We start from the raw sequence: 17391 nt of genomic DNA on the forward strand, positions 1-17391 counted from the left end.
TGAATTGCCTAGGACCGGGGCTGGGTACCCTGGGGGCATGCCCAAGCGAGTCCTGTTGGCGAAGCCGCGTGGTTACTGCGCGGGCGTTGATCGTGCCGTCGAGACGGTCGAGCTCGCCCTCGAGAAGTACGGCGCTCCCGTCTACGTGCGCAAGGAGATCGTCCACAACAAGTACGTCGTGGAGACGCTGTCCGACCGCGGTGCCATCTTCGTCAACGAGACGGACGAGGTTCCCGAGGGCGCGCTCGTGGTGTTCTCGGCGCACGGCGTGTCGCCCGCCGTCCACGCGGAGGCCGAGCAGCGCTCGTTGCGCACGATCGACGCCACGTGTCCTTTGGTGACGAAGGTCCACAAGGAAGCGGTGCGGTTCGCCAAGGAGGACTACGACATCCTCCTGATCGGCCACGAGGGCCACGAGGAGGTCGAGGGCACCGCCGGTGAGGCGCCGGACCACGTCCAGCTCGTCGACACCGCCGAGGACGCCGCCAAGGTCGAGGTGCGCGACCCCTCCAAGGTCATCTGGCTGTCGCAGACGACGCTCTCGGTCGACGAGACCATGGTGCGCGTGCGTCAGCTCAAGGACCGCTTCCCGGATCTGCAGGACCCGCCCTCGGACGACATCTGCTACGCCACCTCGAACCGCCAGACCGCGGTGAAGACGATGGCGCCGTCGTGCGACCTGGTGCTCGTCGTGGGCTCGAAGAACTCCTCCAACTCGGTCCGGCTGGTCGAGGTCGCGCTGCAGCACGGCGCCAAGGCCTCCTACCTGATCGACTACGCCAAGGAGGTCGACCTGGCGTGGCTGGAGGGCGTCGAGACCGTCGGCGTCACGTCGGGCGCGTCGGTGCCGGACCTGCTGGTGATGGAGCTGCTGAAGTTCCTGGAGGGCCACGGCTACGGCGAGGTCGAGGAGATCACCACGGCGAACGAGCGCATCACGTTCTCGCTGCCGCGTGAGCTCCGCAAGGACCTCGTTCGCTAGCGCTGAGACGTCGAAGGGCCGTCACCGGTGTGGTGACGGCCCTTCGTGCGTTCCGGGGGTCTCAGCGGTCGTCGCGCGGCGGGCGGGGCCTGCGCTGGCCCGCTGGGCGTTCGCCGCGGGCACCGTCCGGGCGTGGACGGCGGGCGGGAGTGCCCTCGGGACGCGGGCGGCGAGCGGGGGTGCCCTCAGCGCGTTCGGGACGCTCGGAGCGTTCCGGGCGGGGGCGGCGCGGGCGCTCCTCCTCGTCGGCCGGCTCCTCGCGGGGCCTGCGGACGGGCTTGGCGCGGTCCTTGATCTCGGCCTTGGCCTCGCGGACCTCGTCCTTGGACGGCCGGTTCGGGTTCTTCTGCAGGAAGATCCGCAGGACGCCGAGGCCGACCGTGACGGCGGTGGTGACGGCCATGACCGGGAAGCTGTCGATCAGCGGCTTGCCCAGGCCCAGCGCCATGGCGGACAGGCCGCCCTTCTGCACGCCACCGGTGAGCAGCACGAGCGCGGGCACGGTCGCGGCGAGGACCAGCGGCGGCTGCACCATCGGCCCGAAGAGGCTGCGGCGCTGCACGAGCAGGATCGCGGCCAGCGCGCCGACGAAGAACACGACGTTGAACGTCCAGCCGACGGTCTTGCTGGAGTTGATGTCGATGAACGCGCCGACGAACGCCGGGACCAGGGCGGCGAGGACCGCGGCCCACCAGGGGATTCCCTTGAACTCCCCGAAGATGGCCCGGTAGTTCCACGGCACAGCCTCATAGTCTTCGACGTCGTCATCGAAGGCAGCCGAACGCTCGCGCAATGCACTCACGACGCACACGGTAGCCGTTCGGCCATTCGGTGTTCGTCAGTCCGCTGCTTTCTCACCCGGAAGCAACCTGCGGGCACGCTGAGTGCGTTTTATGCGGACTGTTCGTCCGCCCTTCGGACGAGCGGAAGGGGCGTAGGAGTGGCGGAAGCGTCCGTGAGGGGTTCCACGCTCGCCCGGAAACCCTCCAGCGCCTCCAGTTCGCGGCGCCTGGCCGAGAGGAACCGCTGCAGGTGCGTGGTGGAGAGGTTGACGGCCTCGATGGCGCTGTCGGCGGCCCGGTTCGCGCGACCGGCGGACAGCCTGACCTGCTCGACGTCCTCGGCCAGCGCGCGTTCGGTGACCGCGAACATGGCGCTGGAGGCGATCACGGCGAACCCCGTCGGGCCGCACAGGAACACGCGGCGGTCGAGCAGCCAGCGCAGCAGTTCGGGGTCGGTGTCGAGCGCCGCGACGACCGCGCCGTCGTTGGGGACGAACATGATCGTCCCGTAGATGGCGTCGGCCCAGCGCTGGTAGCCCTTGCCCGCCAGTTCGGCGGCGCGCGAACGGATGTTGCGGACGTGCACGCGCAGCGCGTCCTGGCGTTCCTGGGGGTCGTCGGTCTCGACGGCCTCGGCCCAGGTGGCCATGGACATCTTCGAGTCGACCGGGACCGCGCGGCCGCCGCCGACGTTCAGCACCATGTCGGGCCTGACCGCGCCGCCGCCCGCCACGTCCGTCTGGAGCGTGTAGTGGAGGTTTTCCCTCAGACCGAGGGCGCGCGCCGTCTCGACGAGCACCTGTTCGCCGAGTTCGCCACGACCTGAGACGCTGGAGAACGCCACTTCGTAGCGTTGCAAAGCTTGCTGTTGTGCGTCGTAGCGCGCGCGTTCGGTGCCGATGGCCTGGAGCGCTTCGTCGGTGCGCCGGACGCTGTCCTGGTACAGGCGCCAGACGAACAGCAGCGCCCCGGCGCTGACGAGCGCCAGGACGATCAGGGCGGTGATGATCACTGCGGTCACGGCACCGATGATGCTCCTCCAGAGATGTTGAACTCGATCGGGTGACACGCCGGGAACCCTCCCGGAGATTTGTCGGACCCCGTCTCTACGGTTGGGGTCATGCGGATCCTGCACACCTCCGACTGGCACGTGGGGCGCACCTTCCACGGCCGCGACCTGCTCGTGGAGCAGGAGTCGGTGCTGAGCGGCCTCGCTGACCTGGTGTCCTCCGAGAAGGTCGACGTCGTGGTCATCTCCGGCGACCTGTACGACCGGGCGGTGCCGTCCGCCGACGCGGTGGCGTTGTGCGCGCGGGTCCTCATGCGGATTCGGTCGGCGGGAGCGCGGATCGTGATCACGCCCGGCAACCACGACTCGGCGGCGCGGATCGGGGTGTTCGGGGAGTTCGCGGCGGCCGGCGGGCTGTACCTGCGCACGCAGATCTCGTTGCTGGACAAGCCCGTCGAGCTGGAGGACGAGCACGGGCCGGTCGCGGTGTACGGGATCCCGTTCCTGGAACCGGAGCCCGCGCGGCACGTGCTCGGCGTGGCGGACAAGGGCCACGCACCCGTTCTGGGCGAGGCGATGCGGCGGATTCGCGCCGACCTGGCATCGCGTGAGTCCCGCTCTGTCGTGCTGGCGCACGCTTTCGTGACAGGAGGGGCTCCGTCGGAGTCCGAGCGCACCATCGCGGTGGGCGGTGTGCAGGACGTGTCGATGCAGGTGTTCGCCGGCGTCGACTACGTGGCTCTCGGGCACCTGCACGGGCCGCAGACGCTGGCGGAGAACCTGCGGTACTCGGGAAGTCCGCTGGCGTACTCGTTCTCCGAGGCGCGCCACCGCAAGTCGGTGTGGCTCGTCGAACTGGACGCCGGTGGGCTCGTCGGCGTGGAGCGGCGGGACCTGCCGGTGCCGCGCCAGCTGGCCGTGGTGTCCGGCACCCTGGCCGAGGTGCTGGAGGACCCGGCGCACAAGCCGCTGGAGGACCACTTCCTGTCGGTCGTGCTGACGGACCAGGTGCGGCCGATGGACGCGTTGCGGCAGCTGCAGAAGCGCTTCGAGCACGCGGTGCACGTCGAGTGGCGGCCGGAGCAGGGCCCGCAGCACGACATGACGTACGCGGAACGGGTTCGCGGCCGCACCGACGAGGAAGTGGCCTGCTGCTTCGTGTCCGACGCGCGCGGCTCCGAGCCGTCTTCTGCTGAGATGGCCTTGTTGCGCGAGGCGTTCGCATCGGTGGCGAGGGAGCAGGAGCAATGAGACTGCACCGCCTGGAGCTCACGGCGTTCGGGCCCTACCCGAAGCCCGAGGCCGTCGACTTCGACGAGCTCGGCGCGGACGGGCTGTTCCTGCTGCACGGAGACACGGGCGCGGGCAAGACGACGTTGCTCGACGCGGTGGCGTTCGCGCTGTTCGGCCGGGTGCCGGGCGCGCGGGGCGACGTGAAGAAGCTGCGGTGCGAGTACGCCGATCCCGAGGTGCCGACGGAGGTGTCGCTGGAGCTCACCGTGCAGTCGCGGCGGTTCCGGATCGTGCGCTCGCCGGAGTTCGACCGGCCGAAGAAGCGCGGCGGCGGTTTCACCACCCAGCCCGCGAAGTGCTCGCTGACCTGGCTGGAGGGCTGGGACGGCGAGGGCATCACCCGCATCGACGACGTGGCGCGCGCGGTCGAGGACATGCTGGGCATGTCGTACGAGCAGTTCTTCCAGGTCGTGCTGCTGCCGCAGGGGGAGTTCGCGAAGTTCCTGCGCTCGGACACGGCCGAGCGCGAGGTGTTGCTGGAGAAGCTCTTCGGCACCGAGCGGTTCCTCGACGTCGAGAAGTGGTTCCGCGACAGGCGCGTGGCCGCGGGGCGCGTGCTGGAGGAACGCCGTCAGGGTGCCTCGCAGCTGGTGCAGCGCGTGGCGGAGGCGGCGGGCGAGGAGCCGTCGGCCGAACCCGGCTGGCTGGAGTCCGTGCTGGAGCGGCTTTCTCTCGCCGTCAGGGCGGCTGAGGGGCTGTCGGAGGAGACCGCCGGTGTGGCCGACGGCGCGCAGGTGCTGCTGGACCAGGCGCGCGTGCACGCCGACCAGATCCGCCGCGTGCGTGACGCCCGCGAGCTGCTGGGCAAGGTGGAGGCCGCCGACTCGGCGTCGTGGTTCGCCGAACGCGACGCGGCCAGGCGAGCGAGTCCGGTGGTCCCGGCATTCGGCGAGATCGCGAAGCTCCGGCAGTCCTACGAGTTCGCCGTCCGCGACGAGTCCCGTGCCGCGGAGTCGTTGGAGCGCCTGGGATACACGGGCACGTCGTTGCGCGAGGACGCCGAGCGCTTCCGCGAGGAGGCCGGTGGTCTCGGCGAGCTGGCGGCCGAGGCGGAGCGCCAGCAGTCCGACGTGCGGCGGCTTTCGGTGCTGAAGAACAGCTCGCACCAGGTGGAACGGCGTCTGCTCGCGCTGAACACCGAGCTGGACGTGCTGCCGGAGCGCCTGGCGAAGTGTCGCGTGCAGCTCGACGCGGCGGTCGAGGCGTCCGCCCGGCTGGAGTCGCTGAAGTCCCGCGCGGACGCGGCCCTCGCGCTGCCGGACGCGGGAAAGGCGTTGGAGCGCACCAAGAAGGAGCTGCACGAGGCGATCGACGTCCACCAGAAGACCAAGGACGTCCTCCAGCAGGTCCGCCACCAGCGGCTGGAGAACATGGCCATCGAACTGGCCAGTGCGCTCAAGCGCGGCAAGCCGTGCGCTGTCTGCGGTTCGCCGTCGCACCCCAAGCCCGCCCAGCCGATGCTCGGGGGCGTGGACGCGACCGACGAGGAGGACGCGGCCCGCGAGGAGCAGGAGGCGCTTGACCGCCGCAACGAGGCCGCCCACGCCGCCCACGCCGCCGAACTGCGCATCCAGGCCTGTTGGGAGGCGTTGGGTTCGGAGGAGCCGTCCGTCGCCGTCGCCGAGCACCGCGAGGCCAGGGAACTGGCCGCCACCCGGTCGCAGCGGCAGACCGAGTTCGTCGGCCTCGAAGCCAAGACGCGCGACCTGGGCGCCGAGAAGGCCCGCGTGGAGCAGGACCTGGTGGGGCTTCAGACCGAGCACAAGTCGTTGGTGACCGTGGTCGAGGAGCGCGGCGCTCGCCTGGACAAGGCCCGCGGCGAGCACGACGACGTCCTGACCCGCCGCGACCACCTGCTGCGCCTGGCGAAGGCGTTGGTGGAGCTGGCGGAGCGCCGGTCGAAGCGCGACGACGCACTGGCGCGCGTGGAGGAGCAGCAGGGCCGCGTGGCCGCCCTGGCGGCGGACGCGGGTTTCGCCGACGTCGACTCGGCGCTGTCCGCCGCTCGTCCCGAGATCAAGTTGCAGGCCCTCGACGACCGCATCGCCAAGTGGGAACGCGCCCGCGCGTCGGCCCTCGCGACCCTGGAGGAGCTGGACGGCGTCGACCCGGCCACCGAGGTGGACCTGGGCCAGGTGACGGCCGACGCGTCGTCCGCGCGCGCCGCCGCCTCCTCCGCCGCGACGGGCCTGGCACGCGCCCGTGCGGCGTTCGACCGCGTCAGCCAGCTCGCCGCCCTGCTGCGCGCGGAGTGGAAGTCGCTGGAGCCGCTGGAGGCCACGTACGCCGAACTGGACGCGCTGACCGACGTGATCAACGGCCGCGGCCAGAACTCGAAGAAGATGACCCTGCGGTCGTACGTGCTGGCGGCCAGGCTGGAGGAGGTCGCCGTGGCCGCGTCCGCCCGGCTGCACCGGATGAGCCAGGGCCGCTACAGCTTCGTGCACTCCGACACGGCCGGTGCCCGCGGCACCCGCGGCGGCCTGAGCCTGGACGTGCTGGACGACTACTCGGGGCGGTCCCGGCCCGCGAAGACGTTGTCCGGCGGGGAGTCGTTCCTGGCGTCCCTGTCGCTCGCACTGGGACTGGCGGACGTGGTGGCCAACGAGACCGGCGGGGCGTTGCTGGACACCCTGTTCGTGGACGAGGGCTTCGGCACGCTCGACTCGGACACGCTGGACATCGTCATGAACACGCTCGACGAGCTGCGGGCCGGCGGGCGGGTCGTGGGGCTGGTGTCGCACGTGGAGGAGCTGCGGCAGCGGATCCCGACCCGGTTGCGGGTGCGCAAGGCCAGGACCGGGTCGACGCTGGAGATGTCGCTGGCCTGATCAGCGTCTAACCTCGGCGCGTGCTGTCCCACGTGGAAATCACCGCGCGCGTCACCCTCACCGAGGCCGCCCACTTCGGCTGGGCGAACAAGGTCGAGTACTCGCACGACTGCTTCGTGTGCGGCCGGACGGGCCGCACGGTCAGCCTGCGGCACGGCGCGACGCACGGCGTGTGCCACTCCTCGCAGACCCCGCTGGACTGGCAGGGCGAGGCCGGGCGGGGCAGCCATCCCGCGCCCATCCGCGTCACGAGCTTCGACGCCAACGGCAGCGGTACGACCCGTGAGCTGCGGTGCCGGCTGTCGTTCTGGTGGTCGCCGTTCACCGACGCCGAGCGCGGGGGCGAAGGCGGTGAGCTGGGCGCCGGGCCCTGGGTCCGGCTGTTCTACCGCGTCGGCTGCCACGCGTGCCGTGACGCCGGCGAGGCGGACTGGTTCAACGGCGAGCAGTCGCTGCAGACCAACGTGGTGCTGCCCGTCGCCAGGCCGTGCACGCGGTGCGGCACGGACCTGGTGACGATGACCGGACGTCCGGAGATCACGCTCGTCGGGTGAGAGCCGCGGGCCTGGTCACTTCTCGTGGGCCAGGAGCCAGCGCTTGACGTCGAGGCCCCAGCGGAAGCCGCCCAGTTCGCCGCCGAGCCGGATGACGCGGTGGCAGGGCACGAAGAGTGCCGCGGAGTTGCGGGCGCAGGCCGAGGCCGCCGCCCTGATCGCGGCCGGACGGCCGGACAGTTCCGCGTACTCGGAGTAGGTGACCGGTTCGCCGGCCCGCACCGTGCGCAGGACGTCCCACGCGTGCTGCAGGAACGGGCCCGACCTCTGCCGGACCGGGATCGCGTCGATCGCTGTCAGGTCACCCTCGTGGTAGGCGACGGCGGCCTTGGTGACGTCGCCCAGGTCGGGTCGCGGCGTGATCTCCGACGGCATCAGCGAGGCGTGGATCTGGGGCGTCAGCAGGGCCAGGTCGGCGGTCCAGCCGCTCGCCAGCACCGCCCCGTCCGGCGCGACGACCGACGTGAACGGTCCCGCCGGGGTGTCCACGGTGGACGTGTGCGCGACGCTCATGATGTTGCTGCCTTCCTCGTCAGGTGTGCTCCGGCGTAGGAGCGCCACGGCCGCCACTCGGGACCGTGGGAAGCCAGGTGTCGTGCGGTCTCGGGGAGTACGAGCACGTCCGGCGCGCCCAGCACCCGCATGGCCACCTCGTCGGCGACCGCGGCGCCGGCCAGGGGTGTCAGTTCCTCGGTCAGGTCCTCGATCGAGCGGCCCACGTCGATCACGAGCGCGCCGCTCGCCAGCGCCTCGGTGACGGGGTGGTCGCCCGCCGCGTAGAGGTGTGTCAGTGCGCCGTCCGGGATCTGCAGCGGCACGCCGGTGAACGGCGCGACCAGCCGCAACAGGGTCTCGGCGCCGTCGACGCTGCCCGGCACGCGGATGCCGGGCGCCGCGCGGACCAGCGGGCCGATGACCGGGTCGGCGCCCAGGAACGAGTCGACGGCGACCGGGTCGGCGTCGAGGTCGAGCAGGCGCCGGACGCGCGAGACGGCCGCGCCCAGGTCCCGCACGTCCGCGAGGCGCAGCGAGCACAGGACGTGGTCGGCGGGGAACGTCAGGCGCACCGTCGCCTCGCCGTGCGGCAGCGCCAACGTCCGCGCGTACGAGTCGGCGGTCACCTCCTCGACGCCCGGCAGCGCGTTCGCGCGGAAGTGCGTCAGCAGGCCCGCGGCGTCGAACGGCGCGCGGTACGGCAGGCGCAGGACGATCCGGCCCGGCGTGCCGACTGGTGCCTTGCCGCGGCCGCGCATGTCGGACGGCGTCGAGGCGAACACCATGCGGATCGTGTCGTTGAACTGCCGCACCGACGCGAAGCCCGCGGCGAACGCGATGTCGGCGAACGGCAGCTCGGTCGTCTCGATCAGCAGCCGGGCGGCGTGGGCGCGGTGAGCACGGGCGAGGGCCAGCGGGCCAGCGCCGAGCTCGGCGGTCAGCACGCGGGTGAGGTGGCGTTCCGAGTAGCCGAGCTTCCCGGCCAGACCGGTCACGCCGTCGCGTTCGACGACGCCGTCGCTGATCAGGCGCATCGCCCTGCCCGCCAGGTCCGCGCGGAGGTTCCACTCGGGGGAGCCCGGCACGGCGTCCGGCAGGCAGCGGCGGCAGGCGCGGTAGCCCGCGGACTGCGCGGCGGCCGCCGTCAGGAAGAAGTGGCTGTTGCGGCGCTTCGGGGTCACCGCGGGGCACGACGGCCGGCAGTAGATGCCGGTCGTGCGGACCGCGTGGATGAAGCACCCGTCGAAGCGGGCGTCACGTGCGGAGCACACCCGGTACGCGTGTTCTTCGTCAATGACCATGCCAACGATCCTGCCAGCGGGAACGCGCAATAGCTCGCGGGAATCGGACACGACCGTGGCCTGCCGTAGACTCGTCGATCGTGAGTTTGACCCTCGGTATCGTCGGCCTGCCCAACGTCGGCAAGTCCACCCTGTTCAATGCGCTGACGCGCAACGACGTGCTCGCCGCGAACTACCCGTTCGCGACCATCGAGCCGAACGTGGGCGTCGTGCCGCTGCCGGACGCGCGCCTCACCAAGCTCGCCGAGATCTTCGGTTCCGAGCGCGAGGTGCCCGCCGTGGTGTCGTTCGTCGACATCGCCGGCATCGTCAAGGGCGCGTCGGAAGGCGAGGGCCTCGGCAACAAGTTCCTCGCGAACATCCGCGAAGCGAACGCGATCTGCCAGGTCATCCGAGTCTTCGACGACCCGGACGTCGTGCACGTAGACGGCCGCGTCGACCCGTCGAGCGACATCGAGACGATCAACACCGAGCTGATCCTCGCCGACCTCCAGACCCTGGAGAAGGCCATCCCGCGCATCGAGAAGGAGGCGCGGATGCAGAAGGACCGCCGCGCCGCCCTCGAGAACGCCAAGAAGGCCAAGGACATCCTCGACTCGGGCCGCACGCTGTTCTCGGCGCAGTCCGAAGTGGACGGTGAGCTCCTCCGCGAGCTGTCGCTGCTCACCACCAAGCCGTTCCTCTACGTCTTCAACGCCGACGAGGGCATCCTCAGCGACGAGGCCCGCGTGAAGGAACTGCGCGAGCTCGTGGCCCCGGCCGACGCCGTCTTCCTCGACGCCAAGGTCGAGTCGGAGCTGATCGAGCTCGAAGAGGCAGAGGCCCTGGAGCTGCTGGAGTCGATCGGCCAGACCGAGCCGGGCCTGCACGCCCTGGCCCGCGCCGGCTTCCACACCCTCGGCCTGCAGACCTACCTGACCGCGGGCCCGAAGGAGTCGCGCGCCTGGACGATCCCGCAGGGCGCCACCGCCCCGCAGGCCGCCGGCGTGATCCACACGGACTTCGAGCGCGGCTTCATCAAGGCCGAGGTCGTGTCGTTCGACGACCTGGTCGCGTCGGGGTCGAAGGCCGACGCGAAGGCGGCGGGCAAGGTCCGCATGGAGGGCAAGGACTACGTCATGTCCGATGGTGACGTGGTGGAGTTCCGCTTCAACGTCTGACGCGTTCCGGCAGCCCCTTCCCGTTCGGGAGGGGGCTGCTGTGCTGAAGAGCCGGTCTCGCGTCCCTGGACTCGTCCGACGTGATCGTCGAGTACCGCGTGCTGGGGCCGTTGGAAGTGCTGCTCGACGGCGAGCCTCGTCGAGGCCCATCGCGAGGCGATCCGGCTGATGCGGGTGATCCGGGAGGCCCACAACCTGCCCGACGGGCTCGTGCTGCTGGCCAAGGCCCAGGCGAGCCCTCGCAGGCCCGTGAACACCTCACCGAGGCGCTGGCCCTCTACGAGGAGCAGGGCCAGGCCGAGGCCGCCGAGGTCCGGGAGCTTTTACATCGGCGACAAATGTATGACGCGAGGTTTGTACCGACCTCCGACGGGTATTTCTACGTCAGGATTCCCCACCTGGAGGTTGGAATGATCGTCCTCGGTCTGATTCTGCTCGTCGTCGGATGGCTGATGGGTATCAGCATCCTGACGACGCTGGGCGTGGTGCTCCTGGTGATCGGCGCGATCCTCGCCGTCCTCGGCGCGGTCGGCAAGCCGATCGGCGGCCGGGCGCACTACTTCTAAAGACGCAACAGTCACCGTTCCTCCCCTCGGAAACGGTGAAGGGGGAGTCTCCTTTGTGGAGGCTCCCCCTTCGTTTTGTCTCACAACGGTTTTACACGTTGTTCCTGGCGCGTGCGGCAGCAGCGAACACTCCGAACGCGACCCCCAGCATGGCCAGAGCGGCGACAGCGGCAACAACAAGATCAACAGACATGATCAGAAAAACTCCCTCTTGCGATCTCTCCCGTCCTTATGACGCCGGGGTACCCCGGAACGTTGCCTCGGGTAACGTTTTCGGGGTGAAACTCCGTGCTGTGGAAGCGCGAGTGCTCTCCGTAGCGCCGTGGCTGTTCGCGTTGTCGGTGCTCGGGCACCTGTTCATGGTCGCGTTCCAGACGAAGATGACCATGATCGACCTGCTGGTGTACCGCAACGGGTCGCCGCACCTGTTCTCCGGCGACCTCTACGAGTGGCGGCTCGACCAGTACGCGGACGTGTTCCCGCTGCCGTTCACCTACCCGCCGTTCGCGGCCGCGATCTTCACGCCGATGAGCTGGGTGCCGTGGGAGGCCTCGCGCTGGATCTGGCAGCTGATCTGCCTGGGCTGCCTCTACTACATCGTGCACGTCACCCTGAAGCTGCTGAAGCTGCAGGACCCGCGCCGCGTGATGCTGTGGACCGCGCTGACGCTGTGGATCGAGCCGGTCCGCACCACGCTCAACTACGGCCAGATCAACCTGGTGCTCGTCGCGATCCTCATCGGCACGCTCGCCAGTGTGCGCAACTGGGTCGGCGGCGCGGGTGTCGGGTTCGCGGCGGGCATCAAGCTGACGCCCGCGATTTCGGGGCTGTACTTCCTGATTCAGCGCCGGTGGATGGCCGCGGTGTGGTCGTTCGTCGCTTTTGTCGTCGTCTACGGCATCGGCTGGGCCATCTCACCGTCGCAGTCGGACAAGTTCTGGTTCCAGCTCTTCGGTGACGCGAGTCGCGTCGGGCCGGTCGGCAGCGCGATCAACCAGTCGATGCGCGGCGCGTTGAGCCGGACGTTCGGCTACGACGTGAAGACCGGGGCGATCTACATCGTCGCCGTGCTCGTCGCCGCCGCGTTGACGTGGTTCGCGGTCAGCAGGACCAAGGACGTGCTGGCGTTGATCGTCAGCGTCCAGATGCTCGGCCTGCTCGTCTCGCCGATCTCGTGGAGCCACCACTGGGTGTGGATGGTGCCCGCCCTGCTGTGGCTGGTCTACGAGGGCGGACACCTGCTCTGCAAGATCACCGCCGGCCTGTGGGTGCTGCTGACCGGCGGCTACCTGATCTCGTTCCTGCTGCTCGCCCAGCCGAACATCTGGGACTTCCCGCGGCCGTGGATCTTCGTGCTGCTCGGCTGGGGCTATCCGGCCGCGGGCATGCTCACGCTGGTCGCGATCGGGCTAGCAACCCGGCGTAAGAGGGACGAGTTGCTGACCGGCGAGGAGAAGGCTGCCGACGGCGAACCCAGCCGAGTCGCCGGCTGACGCGGGCCTCCAGGAGTTGCGGGCCGCGGTCCAGCCGAGCAGTCCGTCGGCGTCGAGCGCGGTCAGCAACGCCTGCCAGCCCTTCTGGGCGTGCGGCAGGTAGGTGGCGCGGTCGAGCACGCCCGCGTTGATGCCGGCCGCGATCGCGTAGGTGATCATCGCGGTGGCCGCCGAGTCCTTGCCGGTGGCGCCCCAGAAGCCGTCGTGGCGCTGCAGGAACTTGAGCGTCTTGAGGCTCTTGGACAACGTCCTGGCGTACTCGGCGCGGTACGGGTGGTCGGCCGGGAGGGCGAGCATCGCCTTCGCCAAGCCCTGCACGGCCCAGCCGTTGGTCTGCGCGTTCAGGCTCCACAGGCCCGTGAACTCGTTGAACGTCCTGGCTTTCAGGCTTTGGTAGGACCGGAACGAGTAGTCGAGCATCGCCTGGTCGTTGTCGGCGAGCGCGATCCGCGTGAACGACGGCAGCGCCATGTTCAGCGCGTCGGGCGACCGCCAGTGGTTCCCGCCGTCCTTCACCTGGGCGCGCAGGTTGTCCCGCAACGGTTGCAGCACCTCGGGCTCCGGGTGGAAGTACGCCACGTCGAGGTACGGCTCACCGGTCGCCTGCGCGTCCGGGGCGAAGGGGGCCGCCGGGTCGACCGGCAGCAGGTAGGAGTTCGCCTGCACCCACGGCCACGTCTTGTGGTTGCTGATCCCGGTGGTCCGCACCTGCGCGAGGTTGCCGACGTGGAAGCCCGCGTTGGACCAGTTGTTCGCCGCGAGATCGGCACCCTTGGTGACCCACGTGGCGCTGGCCTTGATCATCGTGTCCGTCACGGCACACGGCACGGCCTGAGCCGCGGCCGGAATCACGGTCAGCGTCCCGGCAAAAAACAAGACGAAAAGTGATGTGCGCAACCGCATGAGGGTGTTCCCTCTCATTTCCGCGGGCGGCGGCAGCGCACATCTTGACCGAATCAGCTCAGGGCGTCCAGGACTCCGTCGATCTCTTCGGCGAGAGTCACGTCGAGGGCGGTGATTCCTCCCTTGTAGTGCGTGCTCAGGCGAAATGTGAGGGTCTTGTACCGGATGTCGATGTCCGGGTGGTGGTTGTCGTTCTCGGCGATCTCCGCGATCCGGTTCACGACCATGATCGCTTGGGGGAAGCTCGCCAGCTCCACGGTCCGGACCAGCGCCGCGTCCTGGGCGCTCCAGTCGGGCAGCTTGGGCAGCACGTCGTTCAACTGATCGTCGCTCAACAGCTCGGCCATGTCCTGATCGTCCCACCACGTCACGTAAGCTGCGCGTTTGCCACGGGAGTCCGGTGAAGCGCCGGGCTGAGAGGAGGGCTCGCAAGCCCTCGACCGTCCACCTGATCCGGGTCATACCGGCGTAGGGAGAGGTTTCGCTGTGAGAAGGATTTGTGCTGTTTTCGCTGCTCTGGCGCTGACGGGCTGCTCGGCCGGCACGTCGACCGCGCCGCAGTCGCACGAGGTCACGCTGGTGACCCACGACTCGTTCGCGGTGAAGCAGGAGGTGCTGGACGAGTTCCAGAAGTCCTCGGGCATCACCGTGAAGCAGCTCGCGAGCGGTGACGCGGGCGAGCTGACGAACAAGCTGGTGCTGACCAAGGCGAACCCGATCGGCGACGTCGCGTTCGGCGTCGACTCGACGTTCGCGTCGCGCGCTCTGAGCGAGGGCGTGTTCGCCGAGTACGCCTCGCCGGAGGCCTCGAAGGGCGCCCAGCGGTACAAGGCGGACGACACGAACCGGCTCCAGGCCGTCGACGTCGGTGACGTGTGCCTGAACATCGACCCGGCGAAGCTCACCGCCGGCGAGCCGAAGTCGTACGACGACCTGGTGGACCCGAAGTTCAAGGACCAGTTGGTCGTCGAGAACCCGGCCACGTCGTCGCCCGGTCTCGCGTTCCTGCTCGGCACGATCGCCAAGTACGGCGAGAACGGCTGGCAGGAGTACTGGACCAAGCTCAAGGCCAACGGCGTCAAGGTCGTGAGCGGCTGGGAAGAGGCCTACAACCAGGAGTTCTCGGCCACCAAGGGCACGCGGCCGATCGTCGTGTCGTACGCGTCGTCGCCGTCGGCAGAGGGCGGCAAGACCAAGGCCGTGCTGGACACCTGCTATCGCCAGGTCGAGTACGCGGGTGTGCTGTCCGGCGCCAAGAACACCGAGGATGCCAAGAAGGTCCTCGACTTCCTGCTGGGCGAGAAGTTCCAGGCCCAGGTGGCCGAGCAGATGTACGTCTACCCGTCTCGTGAGGGCGTCGCGCTGCCCGAGTCGTGGGCCAAGGACGCTCCGTTGCCGTCTTCGCCGCAGTCGCTGCCCGCGGACAAGGTGAAGGACAACCGCGAAGCGTGGGTCGAGCAGTGGCGCAAGCTCGTGCAGGGCTGAGTTCGCGCACGGGCTGGTCGGCGGCGGCACTGCTGCCGCTGGCCTTCCTCGCGCTCTTCTTCGCCTGGCCCGTTCTCGCGATCGTCAACCTCGGCCTGCGCGAGGGCGGTGTGCTCGCCGCGGTCTTCGAGGCGGACACGTGGGAGCTCGTCGGCTTCACGCTCGGGCAGGCACTGGCGTCGACGGTCGTGGCGGTCGTCGCCGGGATGCCGCTCGCGTTCGTGCTGGCGCGCTGCAAGATCCGTGGCCTGGGGTTGGTTCGGGCGGCCGTGATGGTGCCGTTCGTGCTGCCGACCGTGGTGGTGGGCCTGGCCTTCCGGACGTTCTGGCCGGACGGCGGGGTGCTGCCGATCGTGCTGGCCAACGCGTTCTTCAACGTCGCCGTGGTCGCGCGGACCGTCGGTGGGCTGTGGGCGCACACGGATCGACGCGCTGAGGACGCGGCCCGTGCGCTCGGCGCGTCACGGCCGCGGGCGTTCGTGTCGGTCGTGCTGCCCGCGCTGGCACCGGCGATCGGGTCGGCCGCGGCGGTGGTGTTCCTGTTCTGCGCCACGAGTTTCGGCGTCGTGCTGGTGCTGGGCGGGGCGCGGTACCGGACGCTGGAGACCGAGATCTACCTGCGGACGGTCGAGCTGTTCGACCTGTCCGGGGCGGCCGCGCTGTCGTTGCTGCAGTTCGCCGCGGTGCTCGCCGTGCTGGTGCTGGGCGCGTTGGCCCGGCGTCGGCGCGAGACCGCGCTGGCGTTGCGGGGCAGGGAAGAGCTGGCCCGTACGCCCACCGGCGGTGAGTGGTACGTGGTGGCCGCCGCGTTCGCCGTCGTGGTGGCGCTGCTGACGCCGGTCGTCGGGTTGATCACCCGGTCACTGTCCACACGGGACGGCTGGAGCTTCGCCGGGTACGTCGCGCTGAACACCCGTGGTGACCGGGGAACGCTGGCGGTGACCGGGATCGACGCGGCGGTGAACTCGTTGCGGACGGCCTTCGACGCGACCCTGGTGGCGTTGGTGGTCGGGGTGTTCTCGGCTGTCGTGCTGGTCGGGTTGCGCCGGTCGGGGGCACGGTTCGCCGAGGTGCTCGACACCGCGCTGATGCTGCCGCTCGGGGTGTCTGCTGTGACGGTCGGCTTCGGCTACCTGATCACGATGGACGCGCTGCCCGGCGACTTCCGCACGTCGCCGATGCTGGTGCCGCTGGCCCAGGCGCTGGTGGTGACGCCGTTGATCGTGCGGATGGTGCTGCCGGTGCTGAGGGCGGTCGACGAACGGCTGCGGCAGGCGGCGGCGACCCTGGGTGCATCTCCGGCGCGCGTGTGGCGTGAGGTCGACCTGCCGCTGGTCGGCCGGTCTTTGGTTGCGGCAGCGGGATTCGGGTACGTGGTGGCGCTGGGGGAGTTCGGGGCGACGAGCTTCCTGGCCCGCCCGGACGCGCCGACGCTGCCGGTGGTGATCGCGCGGCTGATGTCGCGGCCGGGGGAGTTGAACAGCCAGATGGCCTACGCGGCGTGCGCGCTGCTGATGGTCGTGACGGTCGGGTGCGTGCTGCTGATCGAACGGTTGCGCGTGCCGAGCAGCGGGGAGTTCTGATGGCACTGGAACTGGACTCGATCACCGTCCGCTATGGACAGACGGCCGCGGTGTCGGACGTGTCGCTGGAGGTGGCGGACGGCGAGGTCGTCGCGCTGCTCGGGCCGTCCGGCTGCGGGAAGTCGACGTTGCTGCGCACGGTCGCGGGGCTGGAGAAGCCCTCTTCCGGTGCGGTGCGGTGGGACTCCGCCGACCTGGCCGGCGTTCCGGTGCACCGCCGTGAGTTCGGGCTCGTGTTCCAGGACGGCCAGCTGTTCCCGCACCGCACGGTCGCGGGGAACGTGGCGTTCGGCCTGCGGATGAAGAAGACCGAGCGCGAGGCGCGCGACAAGCGCGTGCTGTCGCTGCTGGAACTGGTCGGGCTCGAAGGCTATGCCGATCGCCGGGTCACGCAGCTGTCCGGCGGTGAGCAGCAACGGGTCGCGCTGGCACGGGCTTTGGCGCCGTCGCCCCGGTTGCTGCTGCTGGACGAACCGCTGTCGGCGCTGGACAGGGCGTTGCGCGAACAGCTCGCGGTCGACCTGGCGCGGTTGCTGCGAGAGGCCGCGACCACGGCCCTGGTAGTGACGCACGACCACGACGAGGCGTTCATGCTGGCCGACCGCGTGGCGATCATGTCGCGCGGCCGGATCGTCCAGGTCGGGCCACCGGCAGAGGTGTGGTCGTCACCGGTCGACGTGGAGACGGCGAAGTTCCTGGGCTGCAACAAGTTCGTGCCCGGCTCGTTCGTCGGGCTGGACGTCGAACGGGTCGGGCTGCGGGCCACGGCGCTGCGGGTCGACTCCGACGGGCTCCTGGAGGGCACCGTCGTCGAACGGGTCCACCGGCGTGATCACGTGCGGCTGCTCGTGGAGATCGGCGGCGAGGAGTACGAGGCCGTGGGGCCGGTGTCCGTCGGCGACCGCGTGCGGCTCGCAATTGACTTGGACGGCGTCGCGCGCGTCGGGTAGTCAT

16 protein-coding genes and 1 riboswitch are annotated in these 17391 nt (G+C 70.0%); of the genes, 10 read left to right on the forward strand and 6 right to left on the reverse strand.

The genetic code is table 11. The annotated features are described in order from the left end of the window. Window positions 1-37 precede the first annotated feature (37 nt). Window positions 38-982: a 4-hydroxy-3-methylbut-2-enyl diphosphate reductase gene (locus ACFWN2_RS32365; RefSeq protein WP_382433923.1), complete on the forward strand. Its 945-nt coding sequence runs from the start codon at window positions 38-40 to the stop codon at window positions 980-982. Window positions 983-1043: 61 nt separating this feature from the next. On the opposite strand, the gene ACFWN2_RS32370 is transcribed toward ACFWN2_RS32365, so the two are convergent. Both ACFWN2_RS32370 and ACFWN2_RS32375 read right to left on the reverse strand, forming a co-directional pair. Further along, window positions 1044-1784, reverse strand: a complete 741-nt coding sequence (locus tag ACFWN2_RS32370) for a DUF6542 domain-containing protein (protein ID WP_382433925.1) — start codon at window positions 1782-1784, stop codon at window positions 1044-1046. An 89-nt stretch (window positions 1785-1873) separates the two neighbouring features. Further along, window positions 1874-2785, reverse strand: coding sequence for a DNA recombination protein RmuC (locus ACFWN2_RS32375; protein ID WP_382433927.1), 912 nt, complete (start codon window positions 2783-2785; stop codon window positions 1874-1876). Between the two features lie 99 nt (window positions 2786-2884). Here ACFWN2_RS32375 and ACFWN2_RS32380 point away from each other — a divergent pair, with 99 nt between their 5' ends. Genes ACFWN2_RS32380 through ACFWN2_RS32390 form a run of 3 tightly spaced genes read left to right on the forward strand, consistent with a single transcriptional unit; the run spans window position 2885 to window position 7451 of the window. Next, the gene (locus ACFWN2_RS32380; RefSeq protein WP_382433929.1) at window positions 2885-4024 is read left to right on the forward strand and encodes an exonuclease SbcCD subunit D; all 1140 of its coding nucleotides are present in this window, start codon (window positions 2885-2887) and stop codon (window positions 4022-4024) included. Beyond that, window positions 4021-6897 carry an AAA family ATPase gene (locus ACFWN2_RS32385; RefSeq protein WP_382433931.1) on the forward strand — a complete coding sequence of 959 codons (2877 nt, stop codon included), beginning with the start codon at window positions 4021-4023 and terminating at the stop codon, window positions 6895-6897. Before ACFWN2_RS32380 ends, ACFWN2_RS32385 begins: the two co-directional genes overlap by 4 nt. A 20-nt stretch (window positions 6898-6917) precedes the next feature. Further along, window positions 6918-7451: a hypothetical protein gene (locus ACFWN2_RS32390; protein WP_382433933.1), complete on the forward strand. Its 534-nt coding sequence runs from the start codon at window positions 6918-6920 to the stop codon at window positions 7449-7451. Window positions 7452-7466: 15 nt separating this feature from the next. Here the strand turns inward: ACFWN2_RS32390 and ACFWN2_RS32395 are convergent, their stop codons facing one another. Continuing rightward, on the reverse strand, window positions 7467-7964 hold the full coding sequence (locus ACFWN2_RS32395; protein WP_382433935.1) for a methylated-DNA--[protein]-cysteine S-methyltransferase: 498 nt from the start codon (window positions 7962-7964) through the stop codon (window positions 7467-7469). Further along, window positions 7961-9247, reverse strand: coding sequence for a bifunctional transcriptional activator/DNA repair enzyme AdaA (locus ACFWN2_RS32400; RefSeq protein WP_382433937.1), 1287 nt, complete (start codon window positions 9245-9247; stop codon window positions 7961-7963). The genes ACFWN2_RS32395 and ACFWN2_RS32400 overlap by 4 nt, the downstream gene beginning before the upstream one ends. Before the next feature lie 80 nt (window positions 9248-9327). On the opposite strand from ACFWN2_RS32400, the gene ychF reads away from it, so the two are divergent. The 3 genes from ychF (at window position 9328) to ACFWN2_RS32415 (ending at window position 12466) form a co-directional block, all read left to right on the forward strand. Beyond that, window positions 9328-10407, forward strand: coding sequence for a redox-regulated ATPase YchF (gene ychF, locus ACFWN2_RS32405; RefSeq protein WP_382433939.1), 1080 nt, complete (start codon window positions 9328-9330; stop codon window positions 10405-10407). Window positions 10408-10487: 80 nt separating this feature from the next. Further along, the gene (locus tag ACFWN2_RS32410; RefSeq protein WP_382433941.1) at window positions 10488-10973 is read left to right on the forward strand and encodes a hypothetical protein; all 486 of its coding nucleotides are present in this window, start codon (window positions 10488-10490) and stop codon (window positions 10971-10973) included. Window positions 10974-11251: 278 nt separating this feature from the next. After that, window positions 11252-12466: a mannosyltransferase gene (locus ACFWN2_RS32415; protein WP_382433943.1), complete on the forward strand. Its 1215-nt coding sequence runs from the start codon at window positions 11252-11254 to the stop codon at window positions 12464-12466. Here ACFWN2_RS32415 and ACFWN2_RS32420 read toward each other — a convergent pair. Beyond that, complete coding sequence (locus tag ACFWN2_RS32420) at window positions 12383-13318, reverse strand: glycoside hydrolase family 88 protein (protein WP_382433945.1); 936 nt, start codon at window positions 13316-13318, stop codon at window positions 12383-12385. The genes ACFWN2_RS32415 and ACFWN2_RS32420 overlap by 84 nt on opposite strands. Before the next feature lie 104 nt (window positions 13319-13422). Beyond that, the gene (locus ACFWN2_RS32425; protein WP_382433947.1) at window positions 13423-13716 is read right to left on the reverse strand and encodes a 4a-hydroxytetrahydrobiopterin dehydratase; all 294 of its coding nucleotides are present in this window, start codon (window positions 13714-13716) and stop codon (window positions 13423-13425) included. A 34-nt stretch (window positions 13717-13750) separates the two neighbouring features. Next, window positions 13751-13861, forward strand: a riboswitch (TPP riboswitch). Here ACFWN2_RS32425 and ACFWN2_RS32430 point away from each other — a divergent pair. The 3 genes from ACFWN2_RS32430 (at window position 13856) to ACFWN2_RS32440 (ending at window position 17387) form a co-directional block, all read left to right on the forward strand. Next, window positions 13856-14854, forward strand: a complete 999-nt coding sequence (locus ACFWN2_RS32430) for a thiamine ABC transporter substrate binding subunit (RefSeq protein WP_382433949.1) — start codon at window positions 13856-13858, stop codon at window positions 14852-14854. Its footprint overlaps the riboswitch before it by 6 nt. Then, the gene (locus ACFWN2_RS32435) at window positions 14830-16437 is read left to right on the forward strand and encodes an ABC transporter permease (protein WP_382434066.1); all 1608 of its coding nucleotides are present in this window, start codon (window positions 14830-14832) and stop codon (window positions 16435-16437) included. Before ACFWN2_RS32430 ends, ACFWN2_RS32435 begins: the two co-directional genes overlap by 25 nt. Beyond that, window positions 16437-17387: an ABC transporter ATP-binding protein gene (locus ACFWN2_RS32440; RefSeq protein WP_382433951.1), complete on the forward strand. Its 951-nt coding sequence runs from the start codon at window positions 16437-16439 to the stop codon at window positions 17385-17387. Before ACFWN2_RS32435 ends, ACFWN2_RS32440 begins: the two co-directional genes overlap by 1 nt. The last annotated feature ends 4 nt before the right edge of the window (window positions 17388-17391 follow it).

This window comes from Lentzea sp. NPDC058436 (assembly GCF_042721515.1).
In the GTDB taxonomy this organism is placed as follows: Bacteria; Actinomycetota; Actinomycetes; order Mycobacteriales; family Pseudonocardiaceae; genus Lentzea.